Origin of the sequence: Telmatobacter sp. DSM 110680 (assembly GCF_039994875.1) — a bacterium.
In the GTDB taxonomy this organism is placed as follows: Bacteria; Acidobacteriota; Terriglobia; order Terriglobales; family Acidobacteriaceae; genus Telmatobacter.
Genome location: NZ_CP121196.1, coordinates 5071034 through 5090688, shown reverse-complemented (window position 1 = coordinate 5090688; position 19655 = coordinate 5071034). Strand labels below are relative to the sequence as shown.

General features: G+C 55.6%; 15 protein-coding genes and 1 tRNA gene. 11 read left to right on the top strand and 5 right to left on the bottom strand.

What is annotated here, in order from left to right; translation table 11 throughout:
• The first annotated feature begins 204 nt into the window (after window positions 1-204).
• The 9 genes from P8935_RS20980 to P8935_RS20940 all read left to right on the top strand — a co-directional run bounded on the left by P8935_RS20980 (window position 205) and on the right by P8935_RS20940 (window position 9096).
• Window positions 205-711, top strand: coding sequence for an RNA polymerase sigma factor (locus P8935_RS20980; protein ID WP_348262266.1), 507 nt, complete (start codon window positions 205-207; stop codon window positions 709-711).
• Window positions 708-1061 carry a hypothetical protein gene (locus P8935_RS20975; protein ID WP_348262265.1) on the top strand — a complete coding sequence of 118 codons (354 nt, stop codon included), beginning with the start codon at window positions 708-710 and terminating at the stop codon, window positions 1059-1061. Before P8935_RS20980 ends, P8935_RS20975 begins: the two co-directional genes overlap by 4 nt.
• 9 nt (window positions 1062-1070) lie before the next feature.
• Window positions 1071-1955, top strand: a complete 885-nt coding sequence (locus P8935_RS20970) for a hypothetical protein (RefSeq protein ID WP_348262264.1) — start codon at window positions 1071-1073, stop codon at window positions 1953-1955.
• Between the two features lie 149 nt (window positions 1956-2104).
• Entirely contained in the window at window positions 2105-4066 is a 1962-nt protein-coding gene (locus tag P8935_RS20965; protein ID WP_348262263.1) for a TonB-dependent receptor, read from the top strand.
• A complete protein-coding gene (locus P8935_RS20960) occupies window positions 4039-5427 on the top strand; it encodes a hypothetical protein (RefSeq protein ID WP_348262262.1) in 1389 nt (462 codons plus the stop codon). The genes P8935_RS20965 and P8935_RS20960 overlap by 28 nt, the downstream gene beginning before the upstream one ends.
• A gap of 247 nt (window positions 5428-5674) precedes the next feature.
• Complete coding sequence (locus P8935_RS20955) at window positions 5675-6265, top strand: TadE family protein (RefSeq protein ID WP_348262261.1); 591 nt, start codon at window positions 5675-5677, stop codon at window positions 6263-6265.
• Window positions 6262-7755 carry a pilus assembly protein TadG-related protein gene (locus P8935_RS20950; protein WP_348262260.1) on the top strand — a complete coding sequence of 498 codons (1494 nt, stop codon included), beginning with the start codon at window positions 6262-6264 and terminating at the stop codon, window positions 7753-7755. The genes P8935_RS20955 and P8935_RS20950 overlap by 4 nt, the downstream gene beginning before the upstream one ends.
• Before the next feature lie 125 nt (window positions 7756-7880).
• Complete coding sequence (locus tag P8935_RS20945; RefSeq protein ID WP_348262259.1) at window positions 7881-8855, top strand: hypothetical protein; 975 nt, start codon at window positions 7881-7883, stop codon at window positions 8853-8855.
• Window positions 8856-8862: 7 nt separating this feature from the next.
• A complete protein-coding gene (locus P8935_RS20940) occupies window positions 8863-9096 on the top strand; it encodes a hypothetical protein (protein WP_348262258.1) in 234 nt (77 codons plus the stop codon).
• Between the two features lie 42 nt (window positions 9097-9138).
• On the opposite strand, the gene P8935_RS20935 is transcribed toward P8935_RS20940, so the two are convergent.
• The 5 genes from P8935_RS20935 to P8935_RS20915 all read right to left on the bottom strand — a co-directional run bounded on the left by P8935_RS20935 (window position 9139) and on the right by P8935_RS20915 (window position 17218).
• Window positions 9139-11478 carry a DUF4132 domain-containing protein gene (locus tag P8935_RS20935; protein ID WP_348262257.1) on the bottom strand — a complete coding sequence of 780 codons (2340 nt, stop codon included), beginning with the start codon at window positions 11476-11478 and terminating at the stop codon, window positions 9139-9141.
• A 496-nt stretch (window positions 11479-11974) separates the two neighbouring features.
• On the bottom strand, window positions 11975-14197 hold the full coding sequence (locus P8935_RS20930) for a hypothetical protein (protein WP_348262256.1): 2223 nt from the start codon (window positions 14195-14197) through the stop codon (window positions 11975-11977).
• A gap of 414 nt (window positions 14198-14611) precedes the next feature.
• Window positions 14612-14701: transfer RNA gene (locus P8935_RS20925), tRNA-Ser, on the bottom strand.
• 199 nt (window positions 14702-14900) lie between these two features.
• Entirely contained in the window at window positions 14901-15665 is a 765-nt protein-coding gene (locus P8935_RS20920) for an aldolase/citrate lyase family protein (protein WP_348262255.1), read from the bottom strand.
• 47 nt (window positions 15666-15712) lie between these two features.
• The gene (locus P8935_RS20915; RefSeq protein WP_348262254.1) at window positions 15713-17218 is read right to left on the bottom strand and encodes a hypothetical protein; all 1506 of its coding nucleotides are present in this window, start codon (window positions 17216-17218) and stop codon (window positions 15713-15715) included.
• Between the two features lie 128 nt (window positions 17219-17346).
• On the opposite strand from P8935_RS20915, the gene P8935_RS20910 reads away from it, so the two are divergent.
• Complete coding sequence (locus tag P8935_RS20910; RefSeq protein WP_348262253.1) at window positions 17347-18420, top strand: LacI family DNA-binding transcriptional regulator; 1074 nt, start codon at window positions 17347-17349, stop codon at window positions 18418-18420.
• Window positions 18421-18427: 7 nt separating this feature from the next.
• Window positions 18428-19588, top strand: coding sequence for an MFS transporter (locus P8935_RS20905; protein WP_348262252.1), 1161 nt, complete (start codon window positions 18428-18430; stop codon window positions 19586-19588).
• Window positions 19589-19655: the final 67 nt, after the last annotated feature.

The window sequence follows — 19655 nt, the reverse complement described above, 5'->3', positions numbered from 1 at the left end:
ATGCGCGGTGGGTGCACTGGCGAAATGCACCAATGGAGAATATGTTTCTTCTCGTCGGATGTCCTTCTGGAGCGCCAGTGATCTGACTCCGGTCTGATGCGATGTCTGCTTGAACAGCATTTGCGGGGCCTTGGTGCCCCAAAAGCGGGATGGACCTGCAATTCGAAGCAAGGTATAACACTCGTTGAAGAAAAAATGAAACCAGTGGAACAGGCTGGCACGGAAGTGCTGCAGCAAGAGACGCTTGAAGTGTACCGGGAGCTCTCCGGCGCACTTTCCGCCTATGCGAGCCGCTTAACATCCGATCTGGCGTTGGCTCAGGACGCGGTTCAAGAGACCTTTCTGCGCTTCTTCCTTGTGCGTATGCAAGGCGAGACCATCCGAAACCCTTCGGCATGGTTGCATCGGGTGGCGCACAATTACATCTGTGAGACGGTGCGATCCTCGGCGGTACAGGCCTGCGTTTCTTTAGATGAGGACGCGCTCGCAAAAACGGCTGTTGCGCCGGAGACGGGGAATGTTGAGTGGGAACAGGCGTTCAGGAACCTCTTAGCACCCCGGGAGTTCGAGTGTCTTCGATTACGATCCGAGGGTATGGATTATATTGAGATTGCAGATGCAATGTCGATTCGGCCGGGAACCGTGGGAGCTCTTCTAAATCGAGTTGGCAAGAAAATGCGTCTCACTCTTCGGCGAAGAGGGACTTCGTGATGCGGCAGCGTAGAACGTTATTGAAAATCGATGAGTCCGTCACGCCGTCGCTCGCTTTTGCAGCGCGGTCAGGTGAGGATCGGGCAGTTGATGAGCTCTCCCAAAAAATGCACTCCTGGAGCCAACTTTGGTTCGGCTTCTCTGGAAACCTTGCACCGTCCAGAGAGGATTATCTGGTGCGCGAACGGCTCCTGTCCTGGTTGGGACGTTGCATCGGTCGCCAGGCTCGCACCATTTTGACGAGCCGCTCTGAGGATGTTTCCCTTGCCACGTCTTCTCCTTTGCTGACCGCCTTCCTGGGGCGCCGGGCAATGGTTGAGCTCTCGCGGCGCGTGTTGAGTGACTTGTAGGCTGGCCTGATGCCGCGTTTCGTTCGCTGGATCTGGAGAGCATGCGCGATCCACTTTGCGATCGGTCTGGCGGCCTATCTCCATTTTCTGATCACCGGCAGCTATCGCTATCTGACCTGGTACTTTTTGATTCTGGGTACGCTGTTCTTCCTGCTGACAACCGCTGCCGAATTATTTCTCGCATTTGAATGCCGGGCCGGCTTTGACGCGGATGAGCCAATGCGCATGGCGTGGACCTTTATAGCTTTGTCATCGCTCGCACGATTTGTTGCGGCTGTTTTGATTTCTCTGGATCATTGGCGCGGCGCCTCGCTTCCAGCAAGCGCATCTTCGGTCTTGGCGGTGGTTTTACCCAGAGGCATTGCGCAAGCTGGCGAGGTGATTGGCGGACCGCTATCGATGATTTTTCTGGTGATCGCGTTGAGCCGCGTCTTGCAAGTCCAACGCAGGTTCGGAGTTCTGGGCAGGTTGACGCGTACGGACCTGTTGCTCATCGCGCTGATCGGTGCGTTCACGCTTGGCGAAATTACAAGTATTGTGCGATACCTCGGTCCCTCCTATCCGTCTCCGCCTCTTGCCAAAGCTATTCTCTGGTCGAGCGATCCTCTATTGTCGCTTCTGCTGGTACAAGCAGTTCTGATCCGCCGGTCCGTGATTCGTGTCGGAATAGGCTTGGTTTCGCAATGCTGGGGGATGTATGTGATCGCGATCGTCACTACGCTGGCTGGGGACGCTTCTATCTGGGCAATTGGTGAGAGCCTGCTTTCTGAGCCATTGATTGCATTGACCTGGTACATCTGGTTTTTCAGTGCCGCGGCATTCGCGAGCGCACCGGCCTACCAGTTAGCGGCCATGACGTTGCCACTCCACGAAGGCGCATTACGGAGACACTAGCGAAGGTTACGAGGGAAAATTTTTTGAGAGACTGTAAATAAAAAGACGTATTGATTCGTCATAAATGGGGATAGGTGCCCGATTCATCTTTGGTAACAGTAATTCACGGCCGGGCGGTGTGCTCGCTGCCCCGTCTTACGGAGTCTAATGTGCGCATTCTGGGCCGATTCTTCTACCTATACATGCTACTGGCTGCCGTCTCCGTTTGGGGCCAGGCTACGTCGGGCTCGATTGTTGTTAACGTAAGGGATCCGCGGGGAGCCCTGGTTCCACAAGCCAGTGTCGAAGTGACATCTCAGGAGACAGGCCTTGTCGAAAGGACCGAGACCGATTCAACGGGTAGCTGCCAGGTAACCGATCTGCCGCCTGGCCACTATGTCGTTAGCGTTCGTCAGCAAGGTTTCAGTCTTTTCACCACTCGGTCATTTGAATTGCAAATCGACCAGAAACTTCGAGTCGATATCGCTCTGCGGCTGGGCCAAGCGACTGAAACAGTTGTCGCCAGCGACGTGGCGCCACTGCTGCAGACGGAAAGCGCCGAAACCGGCCAAATCATTACCGGCTCCGATATTTCCAATATGCCGTTGCTCGGCCGGGACTTTACCGACTTGATGCTGCTGGTCCCCGGCGTAGTGCACGGAGAGGGCGGCAATAACGTCAACCTCTCGGTCAATGGTCAACGCGAATTCGGAAACTCTATCCAGCTGAATGGAGTGGAAGTGACTGGAAACCGGAACAACGACACCAGCCTTCGCCCCAGCGTAGATGCGATGAAGGAGTTCAAGGTCGTCACGTCAGATTACGCTCCTGAGTTTGGACGTGCCTCTGGCGGGGCTATTCTTCTCGAGACTAAAGGGGGCAGCAACCAGCTTCACGGTACCGCTTATGAGTTTTTCCGGCCGAGCAATACGGCGGCTAGTGCCTATACCTTTTCCAAATCCGACGTAAATCATGCCTCACAGCTCGAACAGCATAACTTCGGCGCGACCGTCGGAGGTCGACTGCGCAAGGACCGGGACTTTTTCTTCTTCAGCTACGAAGGCAGCCGGTTAAGGAATGCAGAGATTTACGAAACGACAGTACCCGCGCTCGATCAAGTGAGTTTCCTGGCTGACGGCAGCGCAGATCTTTCTCGTCTAACCGATCCGTACACCGGAAATCAGATTCCAATCTTCGATCCCTACTTCTACCAGGCCAACTACTACGCCCAGCAATATCCAGGAAATATCATTCCTGCGAGCGCAATAAGTCCTGGAGGCAAGACAATCCTCACCGAGATGTTTCCCCATCCCAACAACTCCAACAGATTCTTCAACAACTACACAGCGACGCAGAAAATTCAGAATCACGGTAACACCGGCAATTTGCGTTTTGACGAAGACCTATCACCGAGCGACCGGCTCGCGCTCACGTACGACATCGTGCAGTACGAGAGCAGTACCGGCGATCCTTATGCCGGATCGGGCACGCTACCTAACGCCGGCGGAGCCGATTCGGGCGACCACTACTGGTTCGAAAATCAGTCGGTCGGTCTTTCGTGGGCGCGTACACTCAACGCGAATCTGCTGAATGAACTCCGCGCTGCCTATCTGATTACACCATTGGTAGAACACAGTCTGGTGGACGGCACCCGACTGGCAGACAAAGTCGGAATCGGCAACGCCAACCTCGCGGGCTTTCCAGACACGTGGGGTTTCCCTCAAATTCAATTCGAGACGGGCGCCATCACAGGTGGCTCCACGTGGAAGCCGCTATCCTTCAGGGACGAGAATCTTGAACTGGCCGATGCGATTTCCTGGAATCGCAATCGGCACTCGCTAAAGTTCGGCTATGAGTATCGTCATCTGAATTCTCACCCGAACTTCTCACTCTTTCCTACGCCCTACGAGTATTTCGGCGGGGCATATGCCGCAATGACCAGCGATCCAACCTACGCGTTCTATCAAAGCGATGCCTACTACGGGAACGGGGGCAGCGAGATTGCCGATCTGCTGCTTGGTCTGCCTTACGTGGTAATGCAGGGTCTGCAACTGACCAATCCTCACACGACCAGCAACGAGCATACCTTCTATCTTCAGGATTCATGGCAGATTACCAGTCGTCTAACCTGAACTACGGCATTCGCTACGAGTACCGTCAACCCTACGTCGAAGCTAACAACAACGCCTCAAACTTTGATCGCAGTTCCCTCGACATTCTGATTGCGAACCGCGGTTCGAATAGCCGTTCACTAGTCGATTCCAACAAGGCTAATGTCATGCCACGCGTTGGCGCCGCCTACATGATTGATAACGCGACAACCGTGCGCTCCGGGTTCGGCATGTTTTATACGGCCGAGAACGATGCACGTGAAGATATTCTCACCAAGAACTATCCCTTCTTCACGCAGGATGAATACGTCAACTCACCCTACTATTTTGCCTACAACCTCGATACGGGAATCGCCCGCTCAACGACCGTAGGCCTGCCAAGTGGTGCCTCTAGCATCGATTTGACCAAGGTCCCAGGGGCAGGGAACGAGACTGTCTACTCCGAGCCCAAGAATTTTCCCGACGGCTACTCCGAGATGTACAACCTGACTGTTCAACGGATGCTTCCTGAGAACATTTCCCTTGAGGCCGGCTATGTTGGTGGTCAGTCGCATAAGCTGTCCTACGCCGTGGGGAATTACAACGTAGGCAATCATCTTTCAAACAAGATTGGTAAAGTGCAAACTTTGCTTCCGGTCGGCAAAAGCAACTACAGCGCACTTCAGGCCAAGGTGGAGCGACTCTATGGCAATGGCTGGAGTGTGCTGGCGGCATATACCTATGCGCACAGCCTTGACAATGGCCCTGCTCCTTTCGATCTGACGAGTAGTTCGGCTCCTCAGAACCCATTCAATCTGGATCCGGAGTACGCTACATCGGCGGCCGATATCAAACACAACGTCACGCTGAGCAACCAGATCGAGCTTCCTTTCGGGCGCGGCAAACGCTATCTCCACTCAGCGAGACCGCTGATCGACGCCCTGGTTGGGGGATGGCAACTGAATTCTATCGCTTCATTTCACACGGGCACACCGGTTAACATCATCGCGAATGCCGGATACGCCGACTATCCAGGGCTGCGGCCCAACCTCGTCACCGGCCAAAACCCCACGCTGCCGCCGCACTTGCGTACGATTACGCAATGGTTCAACACCGCGGCGTTCACCAACACGCCTGGCCAGAGCAACAGCGATCCGATTCCCGGCAATGCGGGACGAAATCTTGTTCGCGGCCCCGGTTACACCAACGAGGACTTTTCACTGTTCAAGAATTTCTCCCTTCCGGAAACAATGAATCTGCAGTTCCGTGCGGAGGGCTTCAACCTGCTCAACACCCCTCACTTTAGCAACCCGAATGCTAGCCGCAACTCTGGTTCCTTTGGTTCCATCACCTCTGCCAGCGGCCCACGCATCATGCAGTTCGCTTTGAAGCTCGTTTATTGATAAGCGCAAACATCCTGTGAGCAGAGCGCTGAGAGTGCTGGTCGCGGACAATGTCTTGCGTAATGGGATCGCACTTGCACTTTAGTTACCCCGCTTCAATACCTCATCTGTAAAGAAACAGTGGAGTTGTCTCCTCATATAGCAAACTGCCTGATTTGTAAGAGCAGAGGGCGTCACTCAGGCGTCTAAGTTGTTGTTTTTTCCCCTTCGAAATGCGGACCCAAAAACTAATACAAAGGGCCCAATAATGAGAGATCTAAGTTTCGAAGTCCCGGAGGCGATTTTCCGCCCCCGAATAACATCTTGCCTCCAACGCCTGCGCAGAACAGGATCAAAACCTTCCAGAATCCGACGCGCAGTCCTTCGTGACCAAGTTGGCAGCGCTCTTGTTGAAATGGCGGTGGTCATGCCAGTCATGCTGATGATGCTGACCGGTATCTTCTCGTTCTCTGTGGTCCTGTATCAGAAACTCCTGCTGGGCGAATCAGTCAGTAACGCCGGCCGCGTGATGGCGCTGGAGCGTGGGGATACTGACCCATGCGCGACAACAGCAAGTGCGATCTATGCGGCCGCGCCGGCCCTGGCGAAGTCCAATTTGACTCTCACATTTGTCATTGGCGGCACCAACACCAGCGGCACGGTTTCCGGCGGTACGACTTACGGAGGAACCAAAGGCAGCGCGCCCACTTGCACCGCCGCAGGCAATGGCGGAGCTGCTGCAATGCAGTCGGGCTGGCCGGCGCAGATTCAGGCGACATATCCGTGCACCTTCTTTGTCTATGCCAACAACCTCGGTACCTGCTCCATCTCAACGACGGTGACGGAGGTGATTCAATGAAGCGCAAAATGCATTCTCGGATCACAAAGATTGTCGCAGATGATCACGGACAGATCCTGCCGTGGATGGTTTTAATGAATGTGTTGATAATCGGCGTGGCCGGACTTTCGATCGATCTTGGCCGTACGTACGTTTGCTATAGACAGCTTCAGGCATCCACAGACGCTGCGGCTCTTGCGGGTGCCTACGCTTTGGGGCAGCCCTCATCGAGCCAATCTTCTGTCACGAGCGAAATTGCACTTTATGCAGCCACCGCCCACGGAGCGAATGGTTCAGGAAATCTGCCGAGCCCGACAATTTCCACAACTTTCAGCTGTGTGACAGATTCCGCCATGGTGGCAGCTTCATGCGACGCTTCCAATACGGGATACAACGTAGTTCGCGTGACGCAGACGGCCACCGTTCCAACCTTGTTCATTCAGGTTCTATCGTTGGCCGGCATCAATGCGGCAAAGTCACTCACGCTGACGGCGACATCGTCAGCGACGATGGCAAGCGGACAAAACGACCAGGTGAATGTTGCCATGGTCGTTGATGCCACCGCATCCATGAACACCAATGACACGGACGCAAGTTGCGGGAATACCCGAATCTACTGCGCACTTCAAGGAGTCCGCACGATGCTGGGCCTTCTCGCGCCCTGCACCTCTTCAACGGCGAAGTCCACGGCAACATGTGTTCCGTATGATCAGGTGAGTTTGTTTACATTTCCGACAATCCAGGCGAATACAGCGAAATATGACACCGATTGCAGTGGCACCGCACCAACCATCATTCCGTACACTACACCCGCCAAAGGAGCGACCTGGTCCGCTCCAACCGGAACGGCCGGAACCTATCAGCTCACCGGCTATGTGAGCGACTGGACTGCGTCGAACCAGGTGGGCGGATCGTTGAGTAGTTCTTCTTCACTTGTGAATGGTGTGGGAGGACCGACGGGATCCTGCGCAGGCATGGATTCAGTGGGTGGCGATGGAACCTACTACGCGGGAGCAATCTACGCCGCCCAGGCATCACTGGTGGCTGCCAAAGCAGCGGCTCCGGGTTCTCGCAACGTGATGATCATCCTGAGCGACGGCGATGCTAGTGCAGCGAGCGGGAAGATACAGAACCCCCCTGGTACCAACGTCGGGCACAATGGCAACACATATCCCTCACTCGATGATCAGTGTCATCAGGCGATAACTGCGGCTCAATACGCTTCAGCAAGCGGCACGACGGTGTATACGATCGCTTACGGCGCCTCGAGTTCGGGCTGCTCCACTGATACCGGCAGCCTCGCCATCTCGCCTTGTAATGCAATGATGCAGATGTCTTCAGGGTACGTGTCGGCCAGCAACGCGCCAAGCTTCTATTCAGACGCCACCGCGTCCCAGAACAAGGGTCAATGTACTTCGCCGAGCAACCCAAACCTCACGCTCAACGGGATCTTTGGCAACATCTCGGCACAGCTCACAAAACCGAGACTGATTCCCAATAGCGTCACTTAGGAAAGCTGCAAAGGCGTACACGCGAAGGCGAGGGGAAGTGCTATTGACCGTCGCAGATAATTTCTCCGTTACTTTAGTGTTTTGAGTGAGCGAATTTGATTGCTTATGGCTAGGTGGGGCAGAAAGTGATAGATGAAGCGGCAGTAACAAATACCGAGGTGCTTTCGCAACCTGAGGCGAAGCAGAGTCTTCGTGTGTACAACCGAACTACGGAGAGCTTTATCGGCGTCGAAGTCTCGGTATTCGACACCACTGCGGAACCATTGAGGAGGCTCTTCGAATGCCTCGTAAACGAGTCCGATCTGGGGCTCTGGTTGAAGCCTTACAAAGGAGTTCCGGCCATGCAAGGGGCCAGGACATTTGATCTGGTATATCTCGATAGTGAGTGCCGAGTCGCCGAGAGATTGGATAGATACCCCAATCCCCAAGTTGCGATTTTGAAGGGTGAGCCCACAAGTGCATTGCTTCTGCCCGCGCATGGAGCCTTTGTTTCGCAGATCCGCACTGGAGATCAACTCGCAATTTGTGAGATTGCGGAACTCGAGGGGATGCTCGCGGCTCTCTCCGGCTTAACCGGTGGAGACTCAGGCACACAAGTGGCAGAGGTTGTGGACCACCCTTCATCAAATTCGGACCCCATTCGCATTTCGAAGTCATCCTCGATTGAGCAACTCAACAGCAATCGCCCTTTCCATGAACGAGTGAGGCGGTGGTTCGATTCCAAGACGCTGACTAAACAACGATCGACTCGACATCCTTTACCCGGGTTGATTGCCTACCACTGGAGCGGTGGGACACCACAGCCGTATGCTCTCGGGGACCTAAGTGAAACCGGATTTTATCTCCTCACCGACGAGCGGCCTTATCCTGGCACCTTGTTCATGATGACGTTGCAAAGAACTAGTGCCAGTGGCGAAAGACTTCAGGATTCCGTTGCCGTCTATACCAAGGTCACTCGATGGGGAACGGATGGTGTGGGTTTTGCTTTCGTGCCGCCGAAAGTGAAAGATGCAAGGAAGGCTGATCATCACCAAGGAGATTGGGCGGATCAGCAAACTCTGAACTTGTTTTTGAAGCGAGCTCTCGTGCGCGAAGGATAGAAAACAAATGTCGAATGTCGCCATAGAACACTTTGCCGAGCTTCTGCAACGAAGCCACAACACAATGAAGCGGGCCAATAATGAGAACCTCAAAAACCTGCCGGGGCCTCCCCGCGAACTGATCGCGACCTTGCGAGGTATCATCAGGTGCCTGGAACGGGAAGAAGATTCTGATGCGGTTGCCTTCCGAGAAAGTCTCTGCCGCCGGATCGCCGGGTTAGAAGCAGAAACTCGCCAATAGCCATGGCAGAAAGTTGAGCGCCCCTGAAAAGAGATGAAGCCGTTACTTGGGCATGAACTGGCGTATCAATTCCGGATCTTCGATCTTCCAGTCGTCGGCCAGCAAGTGCGCTTTGCGCAAGATCATCTCGGTTCGGTAGTCCAATTCGGCCGGAACGTCGTCGAGTTGCATGACCACGGCGGCCAGAAGTTTCTGCTGGATTTTTAGCCGGCGCAGCCCAGAGTCGGTGACCAGTGCCGCCAACCCCAATGCGAGCGAAATGCGATACCGCCCCAATTGTCCAAGCACCTCAAGGTGGGAGGGCTCAAGCCGGCATCGGTCAGCAATCGGCATTAGTGGCAAGACTCGCGTGAGAATATCGGAGCGCAGTGAGATGGCCGCCGAAAGCTCCTGCATCGTTATCCGTTCGCCGGACACTCCGAAAGTGCGGTCGCCTTCATCGCGCCAATTTTCGTCCTCGCCGATAGCGCACACCGAGGTGAACAGGTCTACATCGCGCATCATCTCCGAGAAGATCATTGCCGGAACTTCGTCGACGGCGATTTCGTGGCGGTCACGATAGAAGCGTACCTGATCAGACTCGACAAATAGGTTGATGCCAAAGCCAGATCGTTCTCCTAGTCCGGAATCTCGCAGGGCATTATCGCGATCCGGCGGCAGGTCCACATGTACCTGCACTTGCATGTTCCATTGCGGCAGGTTTCTGGTGGGAACGTTGTGGCCGTCGAAGTCGCTTCCCATTAGCCGGTATTCCCATCCGCGCGCCCGGCACAGACTGGCCAGTTGGTGCTGCCGCAAGTAAAAACCGGCAAAGCGATTGGAATACATCCGCGTCTGCCGCTCGTCCTCGCTCACCTCGTAGAACTCGCGGAATGCCTGGCGGAATGGCTGCCGGATGGCAGAAGAAAATATGCGCTCGCGCCAATGCTGCACTTCTGTCGCGTTCGATGTCAGCGGGTGCCATAAGCGCACTTTGAATGCGGCGGATACAGCTTCGCCGCTAAAATCCTTCTCCGCAAGGTCGAGCGGGCTCCCGCCTGCGTCGCGCACCCTTCCATCTAGCCACATTCCCGAGCGCTCCCATCCCTTGCCATCACTAAACGCCCAGATGAGCCTGCGGCCAAGGAAACCAAGCAGAGGATGCTCCACATAGTATTGAAGCCAGTGCTGCAACGGAATGGAGCGCGGGGCGAGGAATGACGACTCGATCCTGAACCGCTGTGCTGCGAATGACTGCTCTATCTCCTTAGCTAGCGGGCCGAGTGCGCGAATCTCTTTCGAGAAACCCTTCCTCACGTGCGGCGGAGGCGACTTCAGCAGCTTGCCTTCTGCATTCCACCAGCTCACGGAGACGCCGCCGTCGGTCGCAAGCTGCAAATGCGCAGTGACATCTTCCAGCATAATTTTTCGGGTACCTTGCTGGTCGAGCCCGTAGCCGTCCAGGGAAAAGTCTTCCAGTTCCTCCCTGCTTATGCCGCTGCGCTCGGCCGCTTGCTGCAGCGATTTCTCGATCAACTTGAGAGCGATGGTGTACTTCACCTTGGCGCGTAAGCGCGTCAGCTGCGCAACAGCCTCGGTGCAATCCATCGCCCCCAACGCTTGTACGCCAGCAAACCCTACTTTTTGCGACACTGCTCCGATCATGGGAATTTTGCGCAGGCAAGCCAGCGCAAAATCGGTGATCGCCTGTGCGGCCTCGCGCTTCTCCAGTAATCTTAGGCACCAGATCACGCCTTTCTGATACGCCGAGTCCTCAATCGGAGAAATTGCATCGCGAGGCTGGTTCGGTGTCGGACCGAGAGCAAGCCAGCGCAGCATTCTGGAGGTCACTCTTTCTTCGCCGAGCGCGGCCATCAGTTCTCGCGATCGTTTATTCCACTTAGCGCCCGGTACAGTCTGCTCGAGGGACCGGCAGTGTTCCAGCAGCCCTTCCCAGCCGATGCGAGCGACCTCCTCGTATTCCTTAAACTGGTCGAATACGATCTGCGACCAGGGGCCTCGTCCAGGGTCAAGCGGCTTCTCTCCCTCCACCCAGATCAACTCGACGATCAACTTACGGACTTCTTCGAGATGCGGCTCGATTTTCCCCGTCGCGGTAGGCGAGTAATGCGGCATAATCCGGCGGAGCTCAGCGCGGATCTCATCCGTCATTTCGTTGCGGGTTAGCAAGGACAAAAAATGACGCAAAGGAAAGCCAAAGAGCATCCAGCTCAAGCCACTACCGTAGTTGCGCAACAGCTGCAACACCAAATCGCCCGGCAGAGGTTTCGGCACCTTGTCAATGGCCATTTGTAAGGCCTCGCTCATGGTCGCGCCTAGTCTGAAATCGTTGCCTCCGTCCGTGGTGCCGCGCCACTCCCTGAAATTTTGTAAGAATGCCAACAGAATCTCCGGTGAGGCATTGCGCATTGCCTGCAAACCAGGATTCGCCGCTTGCCAAGCGGCCGTCTCGGTCCGGGACTCTTCATGTGATCGAAACGCGAAGGGACGATCTGAACTGGAGCTGCAGATCAGTTCGTAAATCGAATATGCCTGCTGCGCGGCTTCCGTCATTGAATTCACGTGCCTCGTGACTTGGAGCATATGCCTGATCCGGCACTGCCAAATCTCTGTGGACCTTGATAACACAATTTTCTGGATTCCGCGGGCCGCCGAAATCAGATCTCGGTAATCTGCCAAAATCGACCGGACTATTCATATAAGAAAGCTGAAGCGATGCCGATTTTTGGTACTCAGCCCGGCGAGAATCACTAGACGGCCAGTCCCTGCCGCTCTCCTGATTCGGCCGCAGGCAGCGGCTACTGCTTCCAAGCTGAGGGCCAATCGTTCACGGAAGGGAAATCGTGCACTGAGCATACCGTTCTTTGATTCGTGCGCGTCATTTCTGCCGGCAAGAGAGCACCACTTTGTTTTTCACGTAGAGCCCGCAAAGGCCCATCATCCCCGATGGACATGCATAGGTTCCGCTTTCCGCATCCTCGGTGCAGCCGCCGCGCCGCAGAATCTGATCGGTCGAGGTTGGAATGAGAGCCCCGCAACTCAGCACAGCGCTGTTCTGGAGCATCGTCTTGCAGAGGCCGAGCATGCCGTCAACGGGGCATAGGTAATTGCCCTCCGGACCGTTTGGCTGGCATTTGCCGCCTCTCAGCGTCCGATCTGCCACGTCTCGTTCTTTGCTCATGTCCTGCACCTGTCCAGTCGCTGCGTTATAGACAGGCTGGAAGTCCATGACGCAAGTGGTTCCGGCATGGCAGCTGAAGTTCATCCCGCCCGGCGGAAGGCTGATGGCAAGCTGCGGGAACCATACCGGCCATTGCCACTGATCGGACCAAACGGCGATATCCACGAACACGGTTGGCGCAAGGCCTGGTGTCACCGTGAATCCCAGGTTGTAAACAGGGTTCCCCACACTGAAATGACTGTAGTCGCCGTTCTGGGCTGCGACGTCACCGAGCGACACGGTCTGTCCCGAGTTGATGGTGGTGGACCGCTTCTGCAACTCGTCGTTGAGTGTGAACTGCAAACTGTCGGAATGGAGATTTACATTTACCGCGGGATAAACCGTGCCGCCGACGACTCCGAAATCCAGAAGGCCGCCGAGGAGATCGATCGTGTTGAACACGTATGGAGAATCAATGCCGTGGGCGCCTGGGGCAGGCGGCTGAAAGCGTCCGCCGGTGTACGGCGCTGGCAGCAATTGCGTAAAGTCCACACCGACCTGAAAGCTCTGGCTGTTGCTCAGGACGGGCAGGTTGACACTAAAACCGGCATTGGCACCCACCTGTGCAACGATCTCCTGCTCGTTGTACCACTCGGATGGATCCAGTCCTGCTTGTTGGAAAGCGTTGGAATCGCCTTCGATCGGCAAGAATTGCGACGTCAACTTTGCTTCCGCTGAATTGTTGGGGTGAACAACGGTTTGATACTTGAGAGTTGCCTCGATCGGAAAGCGTAGACCGAAGGCGTAGTTGAAGCCGGCGTTCAGTTGAATGCCGTAGGTCGAGGTGCAGCCGACGACGCACCAGTTGATGCTGATCGACACGCCCCACTGCCATTCGTAGTCGTGGTTAATGGTAAAGCCGGTGAGAAAGTAGTAGGGGCCCATATTGAGATCGGCGCTTTGATCGCCGCGAGGCTGACCCGAGCCGGTCAGGTGAAGCGCTGAGCCCGGAACCACCTTCAGCAGCTTGGGAAACTGGGCGGGGCTTGCATTGTCGATGGCGCCTCCGCGCATGAGTTGCTGGGCGGCTGCCACCTCTGCGGGGCTAGCGACAGTCGTGAGGTTGTGTTGCAGGTGCGCATAGTTCGACGATTCAAGTTTTGGCACGAACATCGTCTCTTCAACGGTCTGCGTGCTCATGTTGATCAGCTCTTCCTTTAAATCGTCGTCACTCAGCGAGCTCATGCGTGCCGCTTCAGCTTGCCCCACTTTGGTCGCGATCTGTGCGCGCTGCGCCGGATCGGCCAGGGACTTGCGCAGTGCGGCGACGTGCTGGCTCACCTCTGCATCTGTTGCCGCGCTCTTCTGCTGAAATGCCGCGATCGCAGCCTGTCGCCTTTCGGGGTTAGCGAGATACCGCGGGCTTCCCGGCCTGCTGTATTCGGCAATACGCTCATTCGGCGTCGCTCGCGCAAAGCAGGTAGCACCGGCCGCAGCAAGTTGCGCGCGGATCCCCGCGTCGGCGCACCTGCCCGGAAGAATCTGATATGTGAGCACATGGTGAATCACCAGCCCCTGGTCGACCTCACTCACGTCAGACGTGTTTTCCTGCACCTGCACGTGCTGCGGCAGAGCCTGCAACCGCACCGCGAGATTCGGCACCGCTTTGGGATTGCGCAGCATAGGCGAAAAATCTAGCTGTGCTTCACCCAATGTCACGCGCGGATTTGTGCGCAAATTCGAGAGCGCGTATTGCCGCACAACGTGCAGCCGCTGCATCATCTGCGCATGTGTCCCGCGTTGCAGAATTACCGAGTTCGTATAAGGCCTCTGGTTCGAATCGCGCGGCTGTTCCTGCATGTGTTGCGCTAAAGCGGCTGCAGAAAGGGAACATGCGACAAAAGTGCACGTCCAAAGGACTTTACGTGGGGGAACGGTCATGGGCTAACCTCATTGACTGCCAGGCTATAAGCCAAGGAAGGATTTGCAAGGTCGGAGGGACAATAAACTTCCGTCCTGATAGTGTCAACGAAGGAGTGGGCGTTTCACGCACTTTAGTAAAGTTGCAGAAGGATGAGGCACTCATTGAACAGCCCGTTACACTTGTCCGATTACTCCTCGAAGACGGCCTTATGGCCGGTAATGGCTCCAAGTTCCAGTTGAAACCTAAGAAGTCGCGATCATCTCGAAAAGGGAACTGCGACATTTGCGAATAGAGAAATCGGGCTCTTCCTTGCGGATCTCAAGGCGCACACAATTTTCTCTCGTCTCTTTTTGGTTTCGAATTCTTGGAATTCGCCCAAAGATGCCGGAAGTGCAGATGGTCTCTAGAAGTTATTGATAATACGGACTCTATGGCGGAGAGTGAGGGATTTGAACCCCCGATACCCTTTCAGGTATGTCGGTTTTCAAGACCGATGCAATCAACCGCTCTGCCAACTCTCCGTACTTGCGATTATCCGTCAATCGGCCTTACCTAGGCTACACCGAAAGCGCGGCGAATCCGATGGTCTTACATCCGTCAAAATTCAGTCGATGGACTTATGCTCAGACCAGATCATCCCACCATTTGGACTCAGAAACAACGAGGCAGGCAACTCTAGCGAAGGCACTCAGCCTAGAGGCGAGCGCAAGGAAGGCCCTTTTAGATGCGATTAGATGCACGCCTTGCCGGCCCAATTGATTCATGGATTCTCTTGTATCCACTCAAGAGCACGCCGCAATCCATGCCCACAGCGATCAGTTCGAACCCATCTTCTGCGTAGGCCTCCGCCTTTTCCGCAGTCGGCGCAAAAATTCCGCATGGCTTTCCAGCGATCTTCGCTAGAGATTTAACTCTTGCAATGCCATCAATCACTTGCGGAGCTTCAACTTCTCCCGGTATTCCGAATGATCCACTCAGGTCATACGGCCCAATCATCACAGCATCCACCGCTGAATGACGAATAATGGTCTCCGCGTTGCTCACTCCCGCTGCCGATTCGATCTGCACGATGATTGCGTAATCCTGCGTGCGCAGGCACTCAGCAAATCTCGTCCCATATCCCTGCGCGCGTGCGATCCCTACGCTGCGCTCTCCGCGCGGCGGATACAACGCGGCTCGCGCAATCTCATCCACCTCGATGACTGAAGAAACCTGCGGCAGAATAATCCCATCGCAACCGATATCGAGAAAGCGCTTGATGGCTGTCGCCGAACGATCCGGCAGCCGCACAAACAAAGGTGGACCGCCCGCATTCACCGCACATGCTGTCGCTGCGCTGACCTCATTGAAACGCCCGTGTTCGCCATCGATCCATAGCCAATCAAATCCCGCCAGGCCCGCAATCTCCAAGATCGCCGGATGATCGATCGTTACAATCGTCCCCAACTTCATTCCATTCGAGTGGAGCCATGCCTTCACATCCATCCAGCGCTCTCCATAACCACGACCATCGACCGTGAAATGCTCAGGCCTTATTCTCTCGTCTCTGGGGTCAAATACTCATAGCTCACAAACGCTACTTTCGTGCTGTCTGGAGACCACGATGGCACATTATTTGTCCCTTGTCCCCCAAACAACTTCGCCAGCACCTTCACCTTTTTGTCCGCAATCGACATCACATTCAGCGTCACATCCTTGTCCGGCGGATGCCCCGTGACGCCCTTCTCAAAGGCGACAAACGTCATCCATTTACCATCCGGCGAGAGGTGAGGGAACCAATCGTTCGTCTCGTCGGTAATCACCTGTTCCTGGTCGCTGCCATCCGTATGCATCCGCCATATCTGCATGTGACCGGTGCGTTCTGAGTTGAAGTAGATCCATTGTCCGTCAGGCGAATATTCCGGCCCATCGTCCAGTCCTGTCGCCGTCGTCAGCCGCTTCTCTTCTCCCCCATTCACTGAGATTGAGTAGATATCAAAATTGTCTCCGCGTTGTCCGACGAACGCCAACGTCGCGCCATCCGGTGACCATCCATGCCAATATGACGGTCCAGTCGCTGTAATCTTTTTTGGCTTGCCGCCGGAAATCGGCAATGTGTAGACCATCGACTTGCCTGTCTCGGTTGAATCGCTGATCGCCAGCATCGTTCCATCGGGAGAAATTCCGTGATCGTTGTTGCACTTCACCTGCGGATCAGTTGATATCCGTGCCGGTTTTCCGCCATTCACAGCCAGCCGATAGATCCCACCGTCCTGATTAAATAAAAAATAAGACCCATTCCGCGACCAGTTCGGAGCCTCAAAGTGTTTTTGTGCAACATACGAGATGCGGCGATCCGTTGATGCCACCGGCACGGTCTCAAGCGTGCTGTAAAGTACCGGCTTAACCGCCGATGGCGGAAGCGCCTCAATCCTCACATTCGAGAAAATCGCAGATTCACTCGCGTCCTTGTCATGCGCAGAAACGCCAATTCCCACGTAGAACGACCCCTCCAAAGCCAGCTTCGTTGACGCTCCGGCAGGCTCGAGCTTCCCGTCAGCTCCAGAAACAAAGGCATAGAAATAGTCGCCGCGCTTTTCGAGCCGCATACGCTTCGGTGCAACTACGTTCGATTGCACCTCGTGAGCGTCCGAGCCGGTTGCGTCTCGAAACTGCAGCGATGTCAGCCCATCGCCATGCCGTGCGATATCCACTGCGGGAGCATTCCCGTCCAAGGCCTGCCGTATCATCAGCACCGCTTTGCGATGGTTGTTTCCCTTGTCGGCCACGAACGCGATATCGGCGGAGATCGCAATATCCCCGCTCATCTTCTTCCATGCAAACTGAAAATCATCCATGCCGAACCACATATTCTCACCGCTGCCCGTCACCGTATAGCTCTCCTTGGCAGCATCAAAACTGGTCGATCCCGGATAAAGGACGGTCCCTACGTCTTGATGCCCCTCAAAAACCCCCACACCTCCGACCTGACCCTGAACAAATGACGCGCCAATCAGGAAACTTAGAACAAAACAAAATGACAGGTCCCGCCGATTCATGCTCTTCCTCCGCTGCATTTCTTAAACCGGATCATTCTCGCGCATTCACCTTCTTCGCGTCTTCCCGCCTCTAGCGTCATCGCGAAAACACAGCGCGCCTTGCCCCCACGGTGTTAAAACAGGAATGCATGCCCAAGCGAACGAAACCAGGAGTGGCGCCCCAGCCCGGCCAGCCTATCAGTCTGCGCACCCTTGGCGAGTACCTCAATCTCTCTCCGGCTACCATTTCGCTTGTGCTCAATAACGCTCCGGGCGTTCGCTCCATTCCTCAGGAAACGCGCGACCGCGTCATCGAGGCTGCGGCGAAGTTCGATTACCGTCCCAGTTTCTTCGCGCGCTCCCTGCGTAAGAGAAAGACCTTCACCATCGGTGTCCTCGTTCCCGAACTCAGCGACAGCTACGCCATGCAGGTCCTGAGCGGCATTGAAGAGCACCTAATTGAAGAGGGATACTTCTACCTCACCGCCAGTCATCGCCGTAAACCAGACCTCATCGAAGAGTACCCGCGTCTCTTCATGGATCGATCCGTCGAAGGCTTTATTTTCATCGACACGGCTCTCGAAAAGAGTATGGGAGTTTTACCTGCCGTAGTCGTCGCTGGCCATCGCAAAATCGAAGGTGTTACCAACGTCGTGCTCGACCAGAAGCGCGCGGCCGAACTCGCTCTCCGCCACCTTTACCAGCTTGGCCACCGAAAGATCGCATTCATGCGTGGTGGCAGCCACAGTTCCGATGCCGACGATCGCTGGAGATGCCTCATGGCGGTCGCCCGGGAGCTGAAACTTGAAGTCCCGCCCGACCTTGTTGTGCAACTGAAGCTTCGCGTTTCTACTCCTGAACTTGGCTACGAGCCGGCTAGCGAACTGATTCAAAAAGGCGCGGATTTTACCGCACTGCTTTGCTACAACGACGTTGCCGCCATCGGAGCTATTCGCGCACTCATGAACCACGGTCTTCACGTTCCCACTGACGTCTCCGTTATAGGCTTCGACGATATTCAGAGCGCCGCCTACCATAATCCCAGTCTCACCACGATCCGTCAGCCGCTTTACAGTATGGGTACCACTGCCGCGCGCATTCTTCTTCAGCGCATTCGAAGGCAGGCAACATTCCCAGACTTCGTTCCAATTCATCCTGAACTCATCATTCGCGAGTCCACAAGCCCGCCCAATCCCAAGCGCAATCGCATCAAGCGTATTTGAATCGCCGATGCCGCTCGAGTCCAAACCAAATTCCGTTCGCACACTCGCCGTACTCCATCCGGTCTTCGCGCTAACCGGTGTCCTGCACGCCGTCGGTGGCGCGCTGCTTCCGTCGTTGGCGGTGCGCTTTCGCCTCAGCGATTCCACTTCCGGGCTTCTCTTTCTGTTGTACTTCGCCGGCACATCGCTTGGCGCTCTCCTCTGTCGAGGCAGCTATGCGCGACTGATGACCATCGGATTCACCGGAATGGTGCTGACTTGCCTCGCCGTTGCTGCCAGCCCGCGTCCGCTTCTTGCACCAGCATTTCTTCTACTCGGAATCAGCGTTGGCGTCCCTATGTCCGCCGTCACTCTTTTCATCGGCCGCAATTTCCCCGAGCGCTGTGCACCTCTGCTCACTTTCCTCAACTTCTCGTGGAGCATCGGCGCTCTTGCCGCCCCTCTTATCGCTGCGCGTATCCTCATGCATTACGACTATCGCGCGACCTACATTGTATTTTCCATCGCCTCTGCAGTTGCGGCTGTTGCCTGCGGCGTAATGCTACGCGATCTCCCCCAAGCCAAACCCGAGACCCCTGAGGCTCTTTCCTCAGGCACCTCATTCAACCTCGTGGCGGTCTTTGCCTTTGCAGCCTTTTTGCAGGTGGGCATCGAAAACACCGTGGCCGCATGGCTGCCTACATACGCGTTGCGTATGGCCGGGAGCGGCGTCGTGTTTGCGGCGATCTCATCCTCGTTCTACTGGGCAGGATTTCTTTCCTCCCGCGGCATCTCATCTCTACTTCTTCTGCGGGTTTCATCCATAACAGTATTTCGTATCTCAGTTACGCTTGGAATCGCAGCAGCCTTGTTCCTCGAGGTCGCGCCCTCCGTTCCCACTCGGAATCTTGCGATGTTTCTACTCGGCGCGGCTCTCGCTCCCACTTACCCGCTCGTTCTAGCCGGCTTTTTCGCGGCCACTCAACGCACGGCGGACTCCCGTTGGATCCTCTTCACCGCCGGCTTCGGCGGCTCCGCGGTCCCTTGGCTTGCAGGTCTCGTCTCCGCTCAAACGGGCTCCCTTCGCACTGGCATGCTGTTGATCCCCGCCGGACTGCTTCTCATGGCATTCGTGATGCCCGGACTTCGCCCTTCTAAGGCAGCACGACCCAAGCCGCAACTTGGCTAGCTCTTCCTGAGCACAAAAAGAGAGGAAGCCCAAAAGGCTCCCTCTCAGAAAGAAGAACGCGATACCA